This is a genomic window from Eudoraea algarum, assembly GCF_050589645.1.
Taxonomy (GTDB): Bacteria; Bacteroidota; Bacteroidia; order Flavobacteriales; family Flavobacteriaceae; genus JBNGOQ01.
In genome coordinates this window covers 466164-482300 of the sequence record NZ_JBNGOQ010000003.1, presented here as the reverse complement: position 1 = coordinate 482300, position 16137 = coordinate 466164, and the positions used below count along the sequence as shown (strand labels likewise).

Genomic DNA, 16137 nt, shown 5'->3' with positions numbered 1-16137 from the left:
TCAGACCGACATTTTATACCTTTGTCAAAAAATAAAAAATCATGGCAAGGACTCCGAGCAATATGTTATCCCTGGGAACCCCAGCATCGGATTTCACCCTTTTTGACACGGTATCCGGAAAGCAAATGGGTCTAAAAGACCTTCAGGGTGACAAGGGAACGGTGATTATGTTTATCTGCAACCATTGCCCCTTTGTAATCCATGTGAATCCGGAGATTACACGCTTGGCCAAGGAATATCAGGCCCAAGGCATCGCGTTTATAGCCATCTCCAGCAATGACGTTGAGAACTACCCCCAGGATGCACCAGATCTCATGCAACAGGTGGCAAGGCAACAAGGGTATAGTTTCCCGTATTTGTACGATGAAACCCAGGAAGTGGCCAAGGCATACGATGCGGCCTGTACCCCGGATTTTTATCTCTTCGATTCCCAAGTGGAATTGGTCTATCGAGGTCAGTTAGACGATTCTAGGCCAGGGAACGGCATTCCCTTGAGCGGTAACGACCTTAGAAACGCCATGGACGCTTTGCTCCAAGGCAAGGAAGTGGATTCGCATCAAAAACCCAGCATTGGTTGTAACATTAAGTGGATACCAGGATAGGAAAGCGGAACGGTATGAAGATCGATAAGGAAGAAGCCTTGGCAAAATTGGCAGATAGTGGCACCCCGTTTCTCCCACTTTTTGAACATGGTACCTTGACGATCGAAATGTACAAACCCCAACAGGTGGACTTGCAAGAACCGCATACCCGTGATGAAGTATATATTGTGGTTGCCGGTCATGGGGAGTTTCTGAACCAGGGCGAGCGTACTACCTTTGGTGCAGGTGATTTTCTTTTCGTACCCGCCGGGGCAGAGCACCGTTTCGAAAATTTCACGGAAGATTTTGCAACCTGGGTTATTTTTTATGGCCCTGAAGGAGGGGAAAACCCAGAAAAAGAGTGAGCAACAGTATTTCCATAGTGCCGCTTTCCCCAAAAACACTGGATGTTTATGTTCGCGTAGGTAGAAAGGCTTACGAACAACATTACCTGGATGTCTGGGAAAACAGGGATGCAAGCTCCTATGTGCAAAGCAGTTTCTCGGTAAAAGCTGTTGGCGATGACCTAAAGAATGGCAAGAACGGCCTCTTTGTTATCTATTTGGAAAAAACGCCGGTGGGGGTACTTAAAATTGTTGTGGACCAACCGGTCGCTTCCTTTGGAGCAAAGGAAGCACTGCTGTTGGAAAAAATTTATCTTTTAAGGGAACATGCGGGCAAGGGTATTGGCAAAACAGTCATTCAATTTGTGGTAGAGCATGCCGGCCAACTGGGAAAAAAAGCCATATGGCTCGATGTCATGGATTCAAGTCCCGCCTTCCGTTTCTATCTCAAAAACGGTTTTGTCGAAGTAGGACGGAAAAATTTGGATCTTCCGGGTATAAAGCAGAACGAAAGTGGCATGCACATCTTGATGAGGACCCTTTGAACAAAGGGCGTAGCTACACCCACCGCTTGTCTTTCAACAAATTCTCGATATGGGCAAAATGATGGTTCCCGTGCCATGCGTACCGTCCGATATTTTCTTTCAAGGAAGTGGTGACCCCTCCTTCCGGATGAACAAATTCCCGCTCCAGGTCCAAGGGCGATAATCCCTTTAGCAGATACACCAATTTGGCATGTACCGCCTTTAAATGGTCCAAGGACATTTGGATCGGCGCCGTTCGCGCATCAAAAAGCGAGGACCAACCGTTTTGGTCATAGGGTTTTATGACCGGTTTATCCTCCGTCAAGGCCCATTTAAATCGGATGTAACTGTGGTGATGACTATCGGCGGTGTGGTGTATCACCTGCCGCACCGTCCATCCTTCGGGCCGGTACGGGGTGTCCAATTGTTCTTCTGAAAGTCCCTTTACCAATGCTTCCAGACGTTTGGGTAAGGCCTCCAAAGCTGAGATCCATTCCCCAATATGCGTTTCCGTAATTGAGCCGGGTGCCTCAAATTTTCCAATGGGATAGCGCAATTGTTCTTGTGTTTCTTCCATGCCTTAAAATTACTAAACTTTTGCTTTCGGATATCCTTTTTGAGATCGGTCCTTGATCCGTTGAGATAGAAACAAAACTTTAATAGAGTTTTAACCTTATAATGCGGCGAATAGTGCATAATCCACTAAATTTGTAAGACCCCCGTTCAAGAGAACAGAATTATTTTTTCAACTCAAAAATTTATTGATATGGCAGCTATACGATTGGGCGATGTAGCCCCGAATTTTGATGCGGAGACCTCAATGGGTCCCCTTAATTTCTACGATTATTTAGGCGATGGTTGGGGTATCCTTTTCTCCCATCCTGCAGATTTTACCCCGGTATGTACTACCGAGCTGGGAACTGCGGCCAAATTCAAGGACGAATTTGCCAAGCGCAACGTAAAAATGATTGCTTTGAGTGTAGATGGTGCGGAATCGCACAAAGCATGGATCAAGGACATCGATGAAACACAGCACACCACAGTTAACTTCCCCATCATTGCCGATGAGGACAGAAAGGTATCGGATCTTTATGATATGATCCATCCCAATGCGGATGACACCCTTACCGTGCGTTCGGTATTCATTATTGCACCAGACAAAACGGTTAAGCTCACCCTAACCTATCCAGCCTCCACCGGCCGTAACTTTTATGAGTTGCTCCGCGTGGTGGATTCCTTGCAGTTGACGGCCTACCACAAAGTGGCTACACCTGCTAATTGGGAGCATGGGCAGGACGTAGTGGTTAGTCCGGCCATACCCACGGAAGAGGCCAAGGAAATGTTCACACAAGGGGTGGAAGAAATAAAACCCTATTTGCGCATGACGCCAGATCCTTCCGCATAACCAATATATGTTTCCGGGCCGGCAACCACAAAGGAATCGGCCCGGGATTTGGTTCCGTTTATTGCTTACAGCGTCCGTTTATATCGTGATTCCTTATTTTTCCTTCTTCCCTGCCCTTAAATTTCTGTTTTTTCCTATCTTGTATTTCCTACAGCTTTCTTCCAAGGCCCTTGTAGCTCAAATGAGCTAGCACTACCCCGAAAGGAAACCGGAAGTAGCTGTTCGCCAAAAAGTAAAGCAATGCCTTGATAACCGAAACCTATGAAAAAAGTATTTCCAATACGGGGCCTTTCTCTGCTATTCCTTATGATAGGTGTAGTGGGCTGCACCAATCTTAAGCATGTAAATCGTTTCTCCACTTCCAGTCTTGATGGCTTGCAAAAGTTTGAGGAAATCGAATATGGTTTTAAACACCACTGTTTGAACAATTGTAGGGAGAATGCCTTCCATAATCTGGATCTTAGGGCGGCAAACTGTGATTGTAAAATGGACCAAAAGGCCGATCAGGCTACCTTAAAAATCTACCGGGCGATCAAGGGATATTTGGATGGATTGGGCAAACTATCGGACAATGAGCTCACCGAATACAAGTTGAATGCCCTAAATGAAGCGCTTACTGAGGGGGAATTCGGCGGATTGCGCCTCGAAAAAAAAGAAGTAGAAGCACATTCACGGGTGGTAGGGCTCCTCTTGAGGGCTTTTACCGACGGTTATCGGAAAGATAAGCTAAAGACGTATGTAAGGGAGGCCAATGCGCCCCTGCAGGTTTTATTGGATTACCTGAATCTGAACCTCGCCCAAAATCTGGACGGAAAACTGAGGGTACAAAAACAACGCTTGGAAAATCGATATCTGGATTTGGTCAGGGAATCCGATCTTTCGGACTATGAGAGACTTAAAGCGGTAGAAGAGTATTACCAAAAACTGGACGATCTGTCACAAAAACAAGAGGCCATCGCCGCGTACACCAAGGCACTGAAAAAGATAGCGGAAGGGCATCAAAAACTCAACGATCAAATTGACCAGGTTACCGCGGTTGAAATCAAGGATGCCTTGGTACACTATGGAAGTGAAATCCAGGATATCATTTCAGAATTCAACAAGATAAAGGAGTAAAAATGGCAAAACTAACGGCAAAACAGGTAAATGAACTTGCCAATTCCTTTTTGGCCATGGCACAGGCCATAGGGGACTATCGGTATCTAAATTACGATTCCATTACCAAGGGGCAGAAACAAAAACTTAAAGCCCTACACTGGTCGGTGCTGCAAACCGCAGATGATTTCTATACGCTTTCGGCAAGCCTTACCCTGGACGATGCCGAAACCGCTTTGCAGGCCATTGGCAAAATAAGCAAGGACATAAAGGCCTCTTATAAAAAACTCAAGGATGTGCAAAAGGCCATCAAGCTGGCAACCTCCATGGTAGTCTTGGGATCTGCGGTACTCAGTAAAAACCCTTTGGCGCTACTGGAGGCCATAACTGCGTTTGAGCCCAAAAAAACCTCTTGAGATTTTCCCGTGCTCCGCGGGTAAAGTCTATAGGCCTATTTAAACCTTTTCAGCAGGGCCGTGTCCCTATGGCCCAAGTCCTGACAAAATGATTGTTCGCCCATTTCCCTATCTTTTTCATTGCTTCCCAGGACTTCCTATGTGCCATAAGAAATATTCTTACAAAAAAACAGCATTTCCCATTATTTAACGCTACCTTTGCGCTTTAATTTAATTTTCTTAATTTTTTATTATGAGTAAAGGAACAGTAAAATTCTTCAATGATTCAAAAGGTTATGGCTTTATCACTGAGGAAGGTTCAGAAACAGATCACTTTGTACACATTTCTGGCTTAATTGACGAAGTACGTGAAGGTGACGTTGTAGAATTTGAACTACAACAAGGAAAAAAAGGATTGAACGCCGTAAATGTGAAAGTTGTTGACTAGGTAGATACGTTTTATTTTTTTTTATAGCACAGGGCCTTGACGCGATAATTGTCAGGGCTTTTTTAATGCCCAAATCCGATCGACAAAAAAAAAGAACAAATTTCTATTAGCAGCACGCAACCTTTTTTAGTCTTCCAATCTTAAGATTAACAACCGCACCCCACCTGCACTAAATAAACACTGCTATGACCACCTTCCTGGGTATCCTTTTGCTGCTACTTGCCATTAACATCTTTCTATTGATACTAAGCGTCAATAATTCCAAGCGTTAAAAAAGTAGGGTTTTCATATGCTCAGGTGTTCCTTAGGTAGAAAACCGTTTCTTCCCCACGGAAACACCGAATATTTTACCATGTCTACATTTTTAAGTATACTACTGGTTTTGGTAGCGGTTAATGCCATGCTCCTTATAGCCAGTGTCAACAACAGATCTAAATAAAAAGGGAATGCCGTTCGGGCATTCCCTTTTTATTTCGTACAGGCGTTTGCGGTATAGTGTCAAACGCCGTGAGATTGGATTACTTTACATCCATAAGTTCTACATCGAAAACGAGCGTAGCGTTCGGAGGAATGACCCCCCCACCTGCTCCAGCACTGCCATAAGCCAGATTGGAAGGAATTACAAAACGGGCCTTGTCCCCAACCTGTAAAAGACCTATTCCTTCGTCCCATCCCGGGATGACCTGCCCAACGCCCAATTGAAAATCTATGGGCTGGTTGCGCTTGTAGGAAGAGTCGAAAACCTGACCATTGGAAAGGGCGCCCTCGTAATGCACGGAAACGGTTTGCCCCTTTTCCGCCTTGCTTCCCGAACCTTTTTGGATGATCTTGTACCGTAGGCCACTTGTTGTTTCATCGAATCCAGTCGCTATTTTGTCCAGTTCGGCTGTTGCTTTTGCCTTTTCTTCCGCCAATCTTTTTTCTCTTGAACTTTCGAAGGTCTTGAACGCCTCCTGGGCGTTCCAAGCCTCGGCCTCGGCCCCTACCCTAAGGATTTCCAAGCTGTCTATGGCATCGCCCTGAGCTATGGCGTCAACTACTTCCTGACCATGGGCTACATGTCCAAAAACCGTATGCTTGTTGTCTAACCAGGGTGTGGCCACGTGCGTAATAAAAAACTGACTCCCATTAGTGCCCGGTCCCGCATTTGCCATGGACAGTACACCCGGTTCTGCATGGGTAAGATCTGGATGAAACTCATCATCGAACTTATATCCCGGATCCCCGGTACCTGTACCTTGTGGGCATCCACCTTGAATCATGAAGTCGGGGATTACCCTATGGAAATTTAAACCATTGTAGTAGGGTGTCCCTTGGGGCTTGGCACTGTTCTCCAGTTTGCCCTCTGCCAGGGCCACGAAATTACCGACCGTTCCCGGGGTCTTATCATGTGTAAGTTTTACTAAAATCTCACCTTTTGGGGTATTGAATTTTGCATAGATTCCGTCTTGCATATCGCGCTATTTTAATGAGCGGCAAAGATATGGATTTTTAATAGGATGGAAAGCGCATTTGTAGGACGGATTTCGGCTTTGCCACTGTCTCAAGATAATCGCATGGTGATGATTATTGGGTATACTCCCGCTACCTATCTAGAACCGTACAATTTCCTCGCTCCTAATCTAACCGGGAGGTCCGTTATCCTTTGATGCTTTTTTTGGTTATAATACCATATTTATCAATGAGGTACACCAGACTTGCCATAGTGGCCGCACCGAGTTCCAGTTCGCGCTTGTTTACATGCTCAAAGGTATCGTTCTCCGCGTGGTGGTGATCAAAATACCGCTGCGAATCGGGCATCAAACCGGCAAGCACCATATTATCGTGTTTTAAGGGGCCTATATCCGCACCACCACCACCCTTGACGAAAAGGTGTATCAAATAGGGTTCAAAAAGTTTCTTCCATCCTTGTACACGTGCGTAATTAGCATCGGAACAATCCAATGAAAAACCTCTTGGGGTAAATCCCCCGGCATCGCTCTCCAAAGCAAATATGTGTGTTTCCCCCCGGTTCTTGGCCACCTCGGCATATTTGTTTCCTCCCCGCAGGCCATTTTCCTCATTCATGAAGAGGACCACGCGTAGCGTGCGCTGTGGCCTGTATCCGGATCGCTTGAATAAACGCAACACTTCCATACTCTGTACACAGCCTGCGCCGTCATCATGCGAACCATCACCAAGGTCCCAGGAATCCAAGTGCCCGCCAACGACCATGATTTCGTTCGGATAGGTGCTTCCTTTAATCTCACCGATGACGTTATAGGATTTCACATCTGCCAATTGCTGGCAATTTTGTCTAAAAAAGAATTTAATCTCTGGATTTAACTGCAGTGTGGTGCTCAACAATTCGGCTGCATTGGTACTGATCGCAGCGGCAGGAATCCTTTCCGCTACTGCGGTATTCCCATAGCTCATAGATCCCGTGTGGGGCAAATCGTCCAAACGCAGATTCATGGAACGTACAATAACTCCAGCAGCTCCATATTTCCCAGCTTCTTCAGCACCGGAATAGCGTTGGTCCACACAACCGGAATATGCTTGGAAGGTACTGATCAAGGTGGGGTCCATAGGTCGGTTGAAGAACACTATTTTGCCGGCTATTTTTTCCTTGCCCAATATCTTTAGTTCCTCTATGCCCGAAACTTCTATCACGTTAGCCTTGATACCCCCAGCCGGAGTGGCTACGGACCCTCCAAGAGCACAAATAGGAACATTATTGGTAACTCCGGGCGTACTTTCAATATAGGCAAATTCCGGGGTGCCACGCACCCATTTGGGGACCATAACCTCTTGTAACCAAACACGATCCAAGCCTAGGGAATCCAATTGCGCCTTCGTATATTCCACCGCCTGTTGCGCCTGTATCGACCCTGAAAGTCGACCACCTATTTGATTGGACAAATGGTTGAGCCAATCATAGGCCTTGCCCTGTGTAAGTGCAGCATTGTAAATGGATTTAATTTGCTTTTCGTCCTCGCTTTGCGAAAACATCGGGGAAGCGACCAAAAGAAGTATTAGCCATGCTTTCTTCATTCCTTTTCTTTTTCCAATTGTTTTTTATAGGTCTCTAAATTAGCCTTTATTTCATCATCCAGATCGGGCTCGGCAATATCTTTGTATTTTTTTAACTCTTTCAACATAATGGACGCCACGATCAAACGAGCCGCTTTTTTATTATCGGCCGGAATCACGTACCAGGGTGCATGCGGTTTAGAGGTTTTATTGATAGCCTCCTCATAACAGACCTGGTAGGCGTCCCACAGTTTTCTTTCCTTGAGGTCCCCAGGAGAAAATTTCCAATGTTTCTCCTCCCGTTCCAACCGCCGTAACAAGCGCATCCGTTGCTCTTCCTTGGAGAGGTGTAGGTAGAATTTAAGCACGATGGTCCCATTTTCCGTGATATGGCGCTCAAAGTTGTTTATCTGTTCAAAGCGTGCGTCCCAAAAGTGTTGATCAATATCCGCAACGCTATGGATTCCGGGAATGTCCTCTCCCAGAATATATTCTGGATGCACCCGGGTCACCAGTACATTTTCGTAATGGGTACGGTTAAAGACGCCAAATTTCCCTTTGGCGGGCAAGGCGATATAATGTCGCCAAATATAATCGTGCTTGCGCTCCAGTTCCGTGGGCACTTTAAAACTGTGCACCACCACGCCGCGGGCGTTGAAATCCTTGAACACCTCCCGGATAAGGCTATCCTTGCCAGCAGTATCCATGCCCTGCAGACAGACGAGCACGCCATATTTGCTATGGGCATAGAGGACATCCTGAAATTTACCCAAGGCTTCCCGTGTCCTTTCCAATCGTTTTTTTAGGTCATCATCGGAACGGTTGAGGGTATCCAAGGTCCTGTAATCCGAAAGTTTGATTGTTTGGCCCACTTTGTAGGCTTTTATGTCTATATCGTTCATAGCTTGAATATATAATATTTTGTTGTTGAAAGCTGCTTTTGTTAAAAAAAAACCGACCATTGAACCCTGGAAAATACCTTTTTATCCAAAAAAGGGCTTTACCACCGTATTATGTCGAAAAAAGTGGGACTTGAGAGATTTCCCTTACTATATTTACTTGCTCCTATAATCTTAAATAGAACTTAATCAATACGTTAAGTTATGAAAACATATGTACTTACTCTAGGCGCCCTCTTCTTGCTGACCCTCCCTTCCTTTGGTTCGGAAAAGGCCTGTGCCTACGCAGGTTCCAATGTGGGCTATGTCATATCGCAAACGCAAAAGGCCATAGACTCGGATGACATCAATATTTCCAAGTTTTTTGCCTACAAAGCGCTCAACGCCATCGAAAAGTCCAGAAGACAATTTGAGGCTTGTGGCTGCGATTATGCCACCAAAAGTATTGATGATGCCCTTGAAAATCTAAAACGTGCGGCGCGGACCACTTCCTTGAGCGGGACAAGAATTTTGTTGAAAAGGGCCATAGAGAACGAAATGGGAAGTCTGGAAGCCATGGAAGAACACGAACTTCATGACAGTAAATACGCCAGTGATGTCCTATCCTTGAACACCAAGGCCTCCAAGGCCGGAAAATTGGCTATGCAACAGCCTGAAGGAAGACAGTTGCATCAAAGAATAGATAAGACTTTGGAAAGTTTTCAAGAGTCTTTGGATCAGGTAGTGTCTTCGGTGGATTGCGAAGAAGCCAATGCTTTTGCCCAAAAGATATACGACCATTGCGAACAACAACTCCTGCGGCCCAATTTAACGGAGGCCAAGAAGTACTATAACCTAAGAACCAAGGAAATAGTGGCAAAGGCACTGTTACAACTGAATCAGTGCAATAGCGACCAATAGCAGTGGGGGCCTATTTGCTGGCAAACAGTTTTACATCCTCCTCGGTGACCTCATTGCCGCCCAGAATGATGAGCCGTTCCACCACATTGCGCAACTCCCGGATGTTCCCTGTCCAATCGTAACCCTTTAGCAAATCGATTGCCTTCTTGGAGAAGGTCTTTGTAGCCGTACCCTGCTCGTCCGCTATTTTTTTGGAAAAATGTGAAATAAGTAGGGGAATATCGTCCCTTCTGTCGTTCAAGGCCGGAACTTGAATCAAAATTACGGCCAATCTGTGGTACAAATCCTCCCGAAAACGACCTTCTTCGATCTCTTTCTTAAGGTTTTTGTTGGTAGCTGCGACGACCCTAACGTCTACCTTGATATCCTTATCGCTACCCACCCTGGATACTTTGTTCTCCTGCAGGGCCCTGAGGACCTTGGCTTGGGCCGAAAGGCTCATATCACCTATCTCATCCAGGAAAATGGTTCCCTTGTTGGCTGTTTCAAATTTACCTGCCCGATCGCGAACTGCAGAGGTAAAAGCCCCTTTTACATGTCCAAATAGCTCGCTCTCTATGAGTTCCGAGGGAATGGCCGCACAGTTCACTTCTATAAAAGGGGCCTTTACCCGTTGACTTTTTTCATGTATCCAATGGGCCACCAACTCCTTGCCCGTACCATTAGATCCCGTAATCAATACCCGGGCATCGGTTGGGGCCACTTTTTCAATGATATCCTTGATTCCAGTAATCTCCTTGCTTTCGCCCACCATTTCATAATTCTTGCTTACCTTTTTCTTCAAGATCTTATTTTCCACCACCAGTTCCTTTCGATCCAGAGCGTTGCGTACAGTGGTCAGCAGTCTGTTTAGGTCCGGGGGTTTGGAGATATAGTCAAAGGCTCCCAAACGCATGGTGTTTACGGCAGTATCCAGGTCTCCGTGCCCCGATATCATGATAAACGGTATTTCGGGTTTTACCTTTCTTGCGGCTTCCAGGACCTCAACACCGTCCATTTTGGGCATTTTTATATCGCAGAGCACTAGGTCAAAATCCTCTTTTTTGATGATTTCCAGTCCTTTGAGGCCATCTTCAGCCTCGTTGACCACATAAGCCTCATTCTCCTCCGACAGGATCTTTACCAAGACCCTGCGTATAGCCGATTCATCCTCTATTACCAGTATTTTTGACATGCTTGTCGTTTTAAAAGATTGAAATTTTAAATCCTGTTCTAAAATAAATATTTCCCTCGTCATTTAACAGAAAAACATTGTTCCTGTTATCGTCCCGTAAAATTCCTTTTTGGGTCAACGAATACCCTACAAACCCATAAAAGGAGATAATGTCCGTGAAATTATACTGATAACCAAGGGTACCCACTATTGCAGAAAGGGAGACCGCCGAACCCAATTGCCCATCGGGCAATAAAATATCGTCCTGAAGGTTTACGAAATATCCGTCCAACAAGGCCCCTAGCTGTAGGGTGTGCTTGTTTATGTGATAGCGGATGTTTGCCTTGGGAATTCCTAAAGCAAAGGACCAGTCTGGGTGAAACCTTCTTTGGTAGCTTACTATAGGCAGTGGAAAAGGCAGCCCGGTTGCACTGTTAAAGCTCAGTCCCACAAGTAGCCGGTAGGGGCGTTCCACGTCCTTTTTATCGTGCAATACGCTGGCGGTCAGATTCAGCCTAAAATCGTCGGACTCCACGCCCTCGATAAAATTCGAGGCCAGTCTTGGCGTTACAATACCAATAAAACGCCAGTCCGGTGAAAATTTGGTGACGTATCCGAAATTCAGGTCGATGATCCGTAGTTTTTCCAGTTGACTTTGATCGAACGGAAACTGGGTGGATATATCAAACTTTATCGTGCTGTATTCCGCTCCCGTGATTAAAATGGATCGGTCATTTAATTTAATGGGCAAATTGGCCAAAAAGCGGTACCTGGTGGTTTCGATACCAGAATTGTTCTCGGGAATCAAGGTGTATTCCACACGTACGATATCACCGCTCTGTGATATCCCTTTGGACAGGCTAAAGACCAACAACAAACAAGTGCTGATATGCCTTATCATATATGTTTTACCATTGCTCGTACGCTATTAATTTTTGGACGTATCCTTATGCTGAAACAGGTGTACATCTCTTTGAGGAAACGGTATACTGATCCGATGCTCCCGAAACCCGGCATCGATTGCATAACGCATTTCACTTTTTATCTTGGGATCTGAAAAGCTATCAGAAATATAATAATTAAGCGAGAACAAAAGGGCGGAGTCACCAAAATCCTCGAACAGCACAAAAGGTTTCGGGTTCTTCAAGACACTTTTTTGTTCCTGTGCAACCTCTTCCAGAACCTTGGTGACCAGGGCTACATCACTGCCATAGGCCACTCCCACACTTACCGTTTCCCTAGTGGTCTTGTGATTCTGGGTATAATTGTAAATACTATCGGTCAAAAACTTGTGGTTTGGAATCACGATGACCTTGTCGTCTCTCGTAAGTGCACGAGTGGTACGTAAACGTATCTCAAAAACACGACCTACCTTACCCTCTACTTCTATGATGTCCCCCACATGGAGCGACTGGTCCAATATGATCAGAATCCCTGAGATAATATCCTGAAACAGGTATTGCAGCGCAAAGCCCAGCCCCACAAAAAGGGCTGCGGAAGCTGTTAGCAGCACGGTGAGGTTCACCCCGGAGGAATGTAAAATCGTTACCACCACCAGGATATAAAAGAGGTATTTCAAAAAACCGAAAATACTTTCAAACTTGTTCTTGTCCTCCTCGGGCAGTTTGGCGGTGACCAAACGATGTATAAGCCTTAGGGTATAGGTAATAATGATCAGGGTGACAATGATCGTAAGCAAGGTGCCAATGGTAATATGGATCTCTGCACTGTCGTATATCTTATACAACAGAAAGTCCTTTATTGCGCCAAGAATATTTTGTAATCGTTCCATATCAATACCTCAACCATTTATAGAGCTCCTTGTAACTGGGTTTTTTGCCGTACATGAGTATACCAACCCGGTAAATTTTGGCCGCCAGCCAAACGATACCCATAAATGTACCGATTAATAACACAATAGAGGTCATCAATTGCCAAAGTGGTACCCCGCCCTCTCCTATCCCTCCCGGAAGACGCATGAGCATAACGATGGGAGACGTTAAAGGGAAGAGCGAAAACCCTACTGCAATGGGTCCGTGCGGGTTGCTAAAAACGGAAAAGAAACCCACATAAATGGCTAACATTAACGGCAAGATTATAGGAAATATAAACTGCTGTGTATCCGTTTCGTTGTCCACGGCGGCACCGATGGCTGCGTATATGGAGCTGTATATCAAGTAGCCCAATACAAAATAGACCACAAAAAAACAGATCAGCATCACCCAGGGAATCTTGAAAAACTCATCTACATATAATTGAAAGGTGGCATCACCAGGGGCTACGGGAGCCATATTGGCCGCGGTGCTCGTAGTGGGCAAATTGGCGGTAGCTCCAAGTCCTTGTGGATCTATATCAAAAATAAACAGCACGGCGATCAGTAATAGGGAGGCCGAAACGATCCAAATAGCGAACTGGGTAATCCCAGCGAGTGAAGTGCCAATGATTTTTCCGAGCATCAATTGAAAGGGCTTTACCGAAGAGATGATCACTTCAATAATCCTACTCGTTTTTTCCTCAATGACACTACGCATCACGAAACCGCCGTAGATAATTATGAACATCATGATCAGATACCCAAACCCTCCGCCGATAAATGCCTTGATCTCATTGATCCCTTTTAGGTTCTGTTGTCCCGAAAAGGTAGCCGTATTGATTTCGTACGGGTCGTCAAAGGCGGCGAACTCCTTGGCCGATACCCCAAGATCCAAAAGCCTCTTTTGCTGTATCCGCTCTTGAAAGATAGCCTCAAGCCCATCGAGCACCGAAGTACTTGGAGCATCTCTGGTATAAAAATAGGAACGGTCGGCCACCCTTTCAAGGTCATTTTCCCCAGGAATATAGACCAGGCCATAGTATCCTAAACTGGCCGTTGAATCTTTGGCAGCTTCCAAAGCAATATCTTGGAAAATCACATAGGAGGTACTTTCGGTGCTCACAAAATCATTGGAAAAATAGTTGCTCTCGTTCAAAACGCAAATCACCTTTTTTTCACTGTCGTTCACCTTGGTTAAATAGGCAATAAGCACCACCATACCAACCATTAGGATAGGGCTTAGAAAGGTCATGATAACAAAGGATTTGTTTCTCACCTTCGCCAAGTACTCCCGTTTTATGATAAGTCCTAATTTATGCATCCTGGTCCTTTCTTTGAACGGTTTGTATGAAAATGTCGTTGGCAGTGGGAATTGTCTCCACAAAACGATTGATATTGGATTTGCCAGCCACAAACCCCAGGAATTCTTTGGTATCATCGGAGGGTAATTGTACGGTGAGATCTAGCTGGCCCGCCTTGCCGTCGTAAGCAGCGGATGAAATTTGAAATTTTTCTGAAAGTTCACCTACCAGGGCTTCCCCATCACCAATCTGTAGACCTACTTCAAAAATGTTGTTTTTGTAGGCTTTTTTTATGTCCGACAGTTTTCCGTCGAGTATTTTTTCGGATTCGTGGATCAGTGCAATATGTTCGCAAAGTTCCTCTACGGATTCCATACGGTGGGTAGAAAAAATAATAGAAGCTCCATTTTCCTTTAATCGCAGGATCTCATCTTTGATAATGTTGGCGTTGATAGGGTCAAAACCACTAAAAGGTTCATCAAAGATGAGGAGTTTTGGTTCGTGGAGGACGGTAACGATGAACTGTATCTTCTGGGCCATTCCCTTGGAAAGTTCCTGTACCTTTTTGCCCCACCAGTCGCCTATCTCCAATCTTTCGAACCAGAATTTCAACCGTTCCTTGGCGGTGGCCTTACTGAGTCCCTTGAGCTGTGCCAAATACAATACCTGCTCCCCGACCTTCATGCTTTTATAGAGCCCTCTTTCCTCGGGCAGGTAGCCTATCATGGCAATATGATGCGCTTCCAGGGGAGCTCCATCAAAATAAACCTCGCCCTGATCTGGGTAGGTAATTTGATTGATAATCCGTATCAATGTGGTCTTTCCTGCCCCATTTGGACCCAAAAGGCCGTAAATGCTATTTTTTGGAATTTCAAGAGAAACTTTGTCAAGCGCTACGTGGTCCCCGAATTGTTTGGTGACCTCCTTTGCGACCAAAATATTGTTCATGTAAGCAATTTTGCCAAAGATATAGAAATGCTTTAAAAGACCCCCGATTTTAGTGGAAATGAGACCCAAAAAACAAAACCCACCCTTAAAAAGATTAAGGATGGGAAAAAAATTGCTATGAAAAAGAAAATTAATATTGGTTGCCCAATATTGAATCAAATATACGTTTTTTATTTAAATAGGAAACTTAAATTACCTAGGAGAACATATCTTTAACTTTTTCAAAGAAGGATTTGTCGGATTTCTCGGGTTTCGGCTCAAAATTTCCATCGCCCCGCATACGCTCAAAAAAGTCTTTTTGTTCCTTATTGAGTTCCTTGGGCGTCCATACATTTACATGTACCAGAAGATCTCCATTTCCGTAGCCGTTGAGGCTGGATATGCCCTTGCCCCGTAAACGCAATATTTTTCCTGACTGAATTCCGGGTTCCAATTTTATCCGCACCTTCCCTTTGACCGCGTCGATCTCTTTGGAAGTGCCCAATACCGCGTCGGATAGACTTACATACAGGTCGTAATGCAAGTTGTCCCCTTCTCTCTTCAAGGTTTCGTGCTCCAGGGTCTCTATCGCTACCAGAAGATCTCCGGGTATCCCATTTCCCGGGGCCTCGTTTCCTTTGTTGGGAACTTTGAGTTGCATCCCGTCCTCTACCCCTGCCGGTATTTTTATGGAAACGGTTTCCTCTACCACTTTTAGTCCCTGCGCATCCGAATCGTTTGGGCGTTTATCCAGGATTTGGCCGCTACCGGCACAGCTGCTACATGTGGCCGCCGTTTGCATTCTTCCCAAGATGGTATTGGTTATTTTGGTCACCTGTCCCCTACCGTTACAAGTGGTACAGGTTTTATAGGTAACTCCCTCTGCCTGTACTTTTCGGCGTACTTTTACCTTTTTCTCCACTCCATTGGCCACCTCGTCCAAAGCGAGCCTGACGCGAATCCGAAGATTGCTTCCCTTTACACGGCGCTGACCTCCACTAAAGCCGCCAAATCCTCCGAAACCACCTCCGCCAAAGGCACTGCCGAAGATATCCCCGAACTGACTGAAGATATCCTCCATATTCATACCGCCACCACCGAAACCACCGCCTTCAAAGGCTGCATGGCCATATTGATCATAGCGGGCCTTTTTATCGGGGTCACTCAACACCTCATAGGCCTCGGCCGCTTTTTTGAACGTTTCCTCAGCTTTGGTGTCACCAGGGTTCTTATCGGGATGGTGTTCAATCGCTTTTTTCCGGTAGGCCTTTTTGATTTCGGCCGCCGATGCATTTTTTCCCACACCCAATATTTCGTAATAATCCTCCTTCATACCTTTT

The 16137-nt window shown here is 45.4% G+C and carries 18 protein-coding genes; 8 read left to right on the top strand and 10 right to left on the bottom strand.

Going from position 1 to position 16137, the window contains the following annotated elements:
- The first annotated feature begins 41 nt into the window (after positions 1 to 41).
- From ACRD67_RS12885 to ACRD67_RS12875, 3 genes are read left to right on the top strand one after another with little or no spacing between them, the layout of a single operon-like run.
- Entirely contained in the window at positions 42 to 602 is a 561-nt protein-coding gene (locus ACRD67_RS12885) for a thioredoxin family protein (protein ID WP_430967564.1), read from the top strand.
- Between the two features lie 14 nt (positions 603 to 616).
- On the top strand, positions 617 to 946 hold the full coding sequence (locus tag ACRD67_RS12880; RefSeq protein WP_430967563.1) for a cupin domain-containing protein: 330 nt from the start codon (positions 617 to 619) through the stop codon (positions 944 to 946).
- Positions 943 to 1470, top strand: a complete 528-nt coding sequence (locus ACRD67_RS12875) for a GNAT family N-acetyltransferase (protein WP_430967562.1) — start codon at positions 943 to 945, stop codon at positions 1468 to 1470. Before ACRD67_RS12880 ends, ACRD67_RS12875 begins: the two co-directional genes overlap by 4 nt.
- Before the next feature lie 13 nt (positions 1471 to 1483).
- Here the strand turns inward: ACRD67_RS12875 and ACRD67_RS12870 are convergent, their stop codons facing one another.
- Positions 1484 to 2026 carry a YfiT family bacillithiol transferase gene (locus tag ACRD67_RS12870; protein ID WP_430967561.1) on the bottom strand — a complete coding sequence of 181 codons (543 nt, stop codon included), beginning with the start codon at positions 2024 to 2026 and terminating at the stop codon, positions 1484 to 1486.
- A 189-nt stretch (positions 2027 to 2215) separates the two neighbouring features.
- On the opposite strand from ACRD67_RS12870, the gene ACRD67_RS12865 reads away from it, so the two are divergent.
- The 4 genes from ACRD67_RS12865 (at position 2216) to ACRD67_RS12850 (ending at position 4792) form a co-directional block, all read left to right on the top strand.
- Positions 2216 to 2854, top strand: a complete 639-nt coding sequence (locus ACRD67_RS12865; RefSeq protein WP_430967560.1) for a peroxiredoxin — start codon at positions 2216 to 2218, stop codon at positions 2852 to 2854.
- A gap of 261 nt (positions 2855 to 3115) precedes the next feature.
- Positions 3116 to 3970 (top strand): hypothetical protein, encoded by an 855-nt coding sequence (locus ACRD67_RS12860; protein ID WP_430967559.1) that lies wholly within the window; start codon positions 3116 to 3118, stop codon positions 3968 to 3970.
- Between the two features lie 2 nt (positions 3971 to 3972).
- The gene (locus ACRD67_RS12855) at positions 3973 to 4365 is read left to right on the top strand and encodes a hypothetical protein (protein ID WP_430967558.1); all 393 of its coding nucleotides are present in this window, start codon (positions 3973 to 3975) and stop codon (positions 4363 to 4365) included.
- Between the two features lie 232 nt (positions 4366 to 4597).
- The gene (locus ACRD67_RS12850) at positions 4598 to 4792 is read left to right on the top strand and encodes a cold-shock protein (RefSeq protein WP_430967557.1); all 195 of its coding nucleotides are present in this window, start codon (positions 4598 to 4600) and stop codon (positions 4790 to 4792) included.
- A 518-nt stretch (positions 4793 to 5310) separates the two neighbouring features.
- On the opposite strand, the gene ACRD67_RS12845 is transcribed toward ACRD67_RS12850, so the two are convergent.
- From ACRD67_RS12845 to ACRD67_RS12835, 3 genes are all read right to left on the bottom strand, one after another.
- Positions 5311 to 6246 (bottom strand): peptidylprolyl isomerase, encoded by a 936-nt coding sequence (locus tag ACRD67_RS12845; RefSeq protein WP_430967556.1) that lies wholly within the window; start codon positions 6244 to 6246, stop codon positions 5311 to 5313.
- A 184-nt stretch (positions 6247 to 6430) separates the two neighbouring features.
- Positions 6431 to 7825 (bottom strand): M20/M25/M40 family metallo-hydrolase, encoded by a 1395-nt coding sequence (locus tag ACRD67_RS12840; RefSeq protein WP_430967555.1) that lies wholly within the window; start codon positions 7823 to 7825, stop codon positions 6431 to 6433.
- On the bottom strand, positions 7822 to 8706 hold the full coding sequence (locus ACRD67_RS12835) for a PPK2 family polyphosphate kinase (protein ID WP_430967554.1): 885 nt from the start codon (positions 8704 to 8706) through the stop codon (positions 7822 to 7824). Before ACRD67_RS12835 ends, ACRD67_RS12840 begins: the two co-directional genes overlap by 4 nt.
- A 201-nt stretch (positions 8707 to 8907) precedes the next feature.
- Between ACRD67_RS12835 and ACRD67_RS12830 the strand changes: the two genes are divergently transcribed.
- Positions 8908 to 9603, top strand: coding sequence for a hypothetical protein (locus ACRD67_RS12830; RefSeq protein ID WP_430967553.1), 696 nt, complete (start codon positions 8908 to 8910; stop codon positions 9601 to 9603).
- Between the two features lie 10 nt (positions 9604 to 9613).
- Here the strand turns inward: ACRD67_RS12830 and ACRD67_RS12825 are convergent, their stop codons facing one another.
- The 6 genes from ACRD67_RS12825 to dnaJ all read right to left on the bottom strand — a co-directional run bounded on the left by ACRD67_RS12825 (position 9614) and on the right by dnaJ (position 16130).
- A complete protein-coding gene (locus tag ACRD67_RS12825) occupies positions 9614 to 10777 on the bottom strand; it encodes a sigma-54-dependent transcriptional regulator (RefSeq protein WP_430967552.1) in 1164 nt (387 codons plus the stop codon).
- Between the two features lie 10 nt (positions 10778 to 10787).
- On the bottom strand, positions 10788 to 11657 hold the full coding sequence (locus tag ACRD67_RS12820) for a DUF6268 family outer membrane beta-barrel protein (RefSeq protein WP_430967551.1): 870 nt from the start codon (positions 11655 to 11657) through the stop codon (positions 10788 to 10790).
- A gap of 27 nt (positions 11658 to 11684) precedes the next feature.
- Positions 11685 to 12548, bottom strand: a complete 864-nt coding sequence (locus tag ACRD67_RS12815; protein WP_430967550.1) for a mechanosensitive ion channel family protein — start codon at positions 12546 to 12548, stop codon at positions 11685 to 11687.
- Position 12549: 1 nt separating this feature from the next.
- The gene (locus ACRD67_RS12810) at positions 12550 to 13890 is read right to left on the bottom strand and encodes an ABC transporter permease (protein ID WP_430967549.1); all 1341 of its coding nucleotides are present in this window, start codon (positions 13888 to 13890) and stop codon (positions 12550 to 12552) included.
- On the bottom strand, positions 13883 to 14818 hold the full coding sequence (locus tag ACRD67_RS12805) for an ABC transporter ATP-binding protein (protein WP_430967548.1): 936 nt from the start codon (positions 14816 to 14818) through the stop codon (positions 13883 to 13885). The genes ACRD67_RS12810 and ACRD67_RS12805 overlap by 8 nt, the downstream gene beginning before the upstream one ends.
- A gap of 196 nt (positions 14819 to 15014) precedes the next feature.
- Positions 15015 to 16130: a molecular chaperone DnaJ gene (gene dnaJ / locus ACRD67_RS12800; RefSeq protein ID WP_430967547.1), complete on the bottom strand. Its 1116-nt coding sequence runs from the start codon at positions 16128 to 16130 to the stop codon at positions 15015 to 15017.
- Positions 16131 to 16137: the final 7 nt, after the last annotated feature.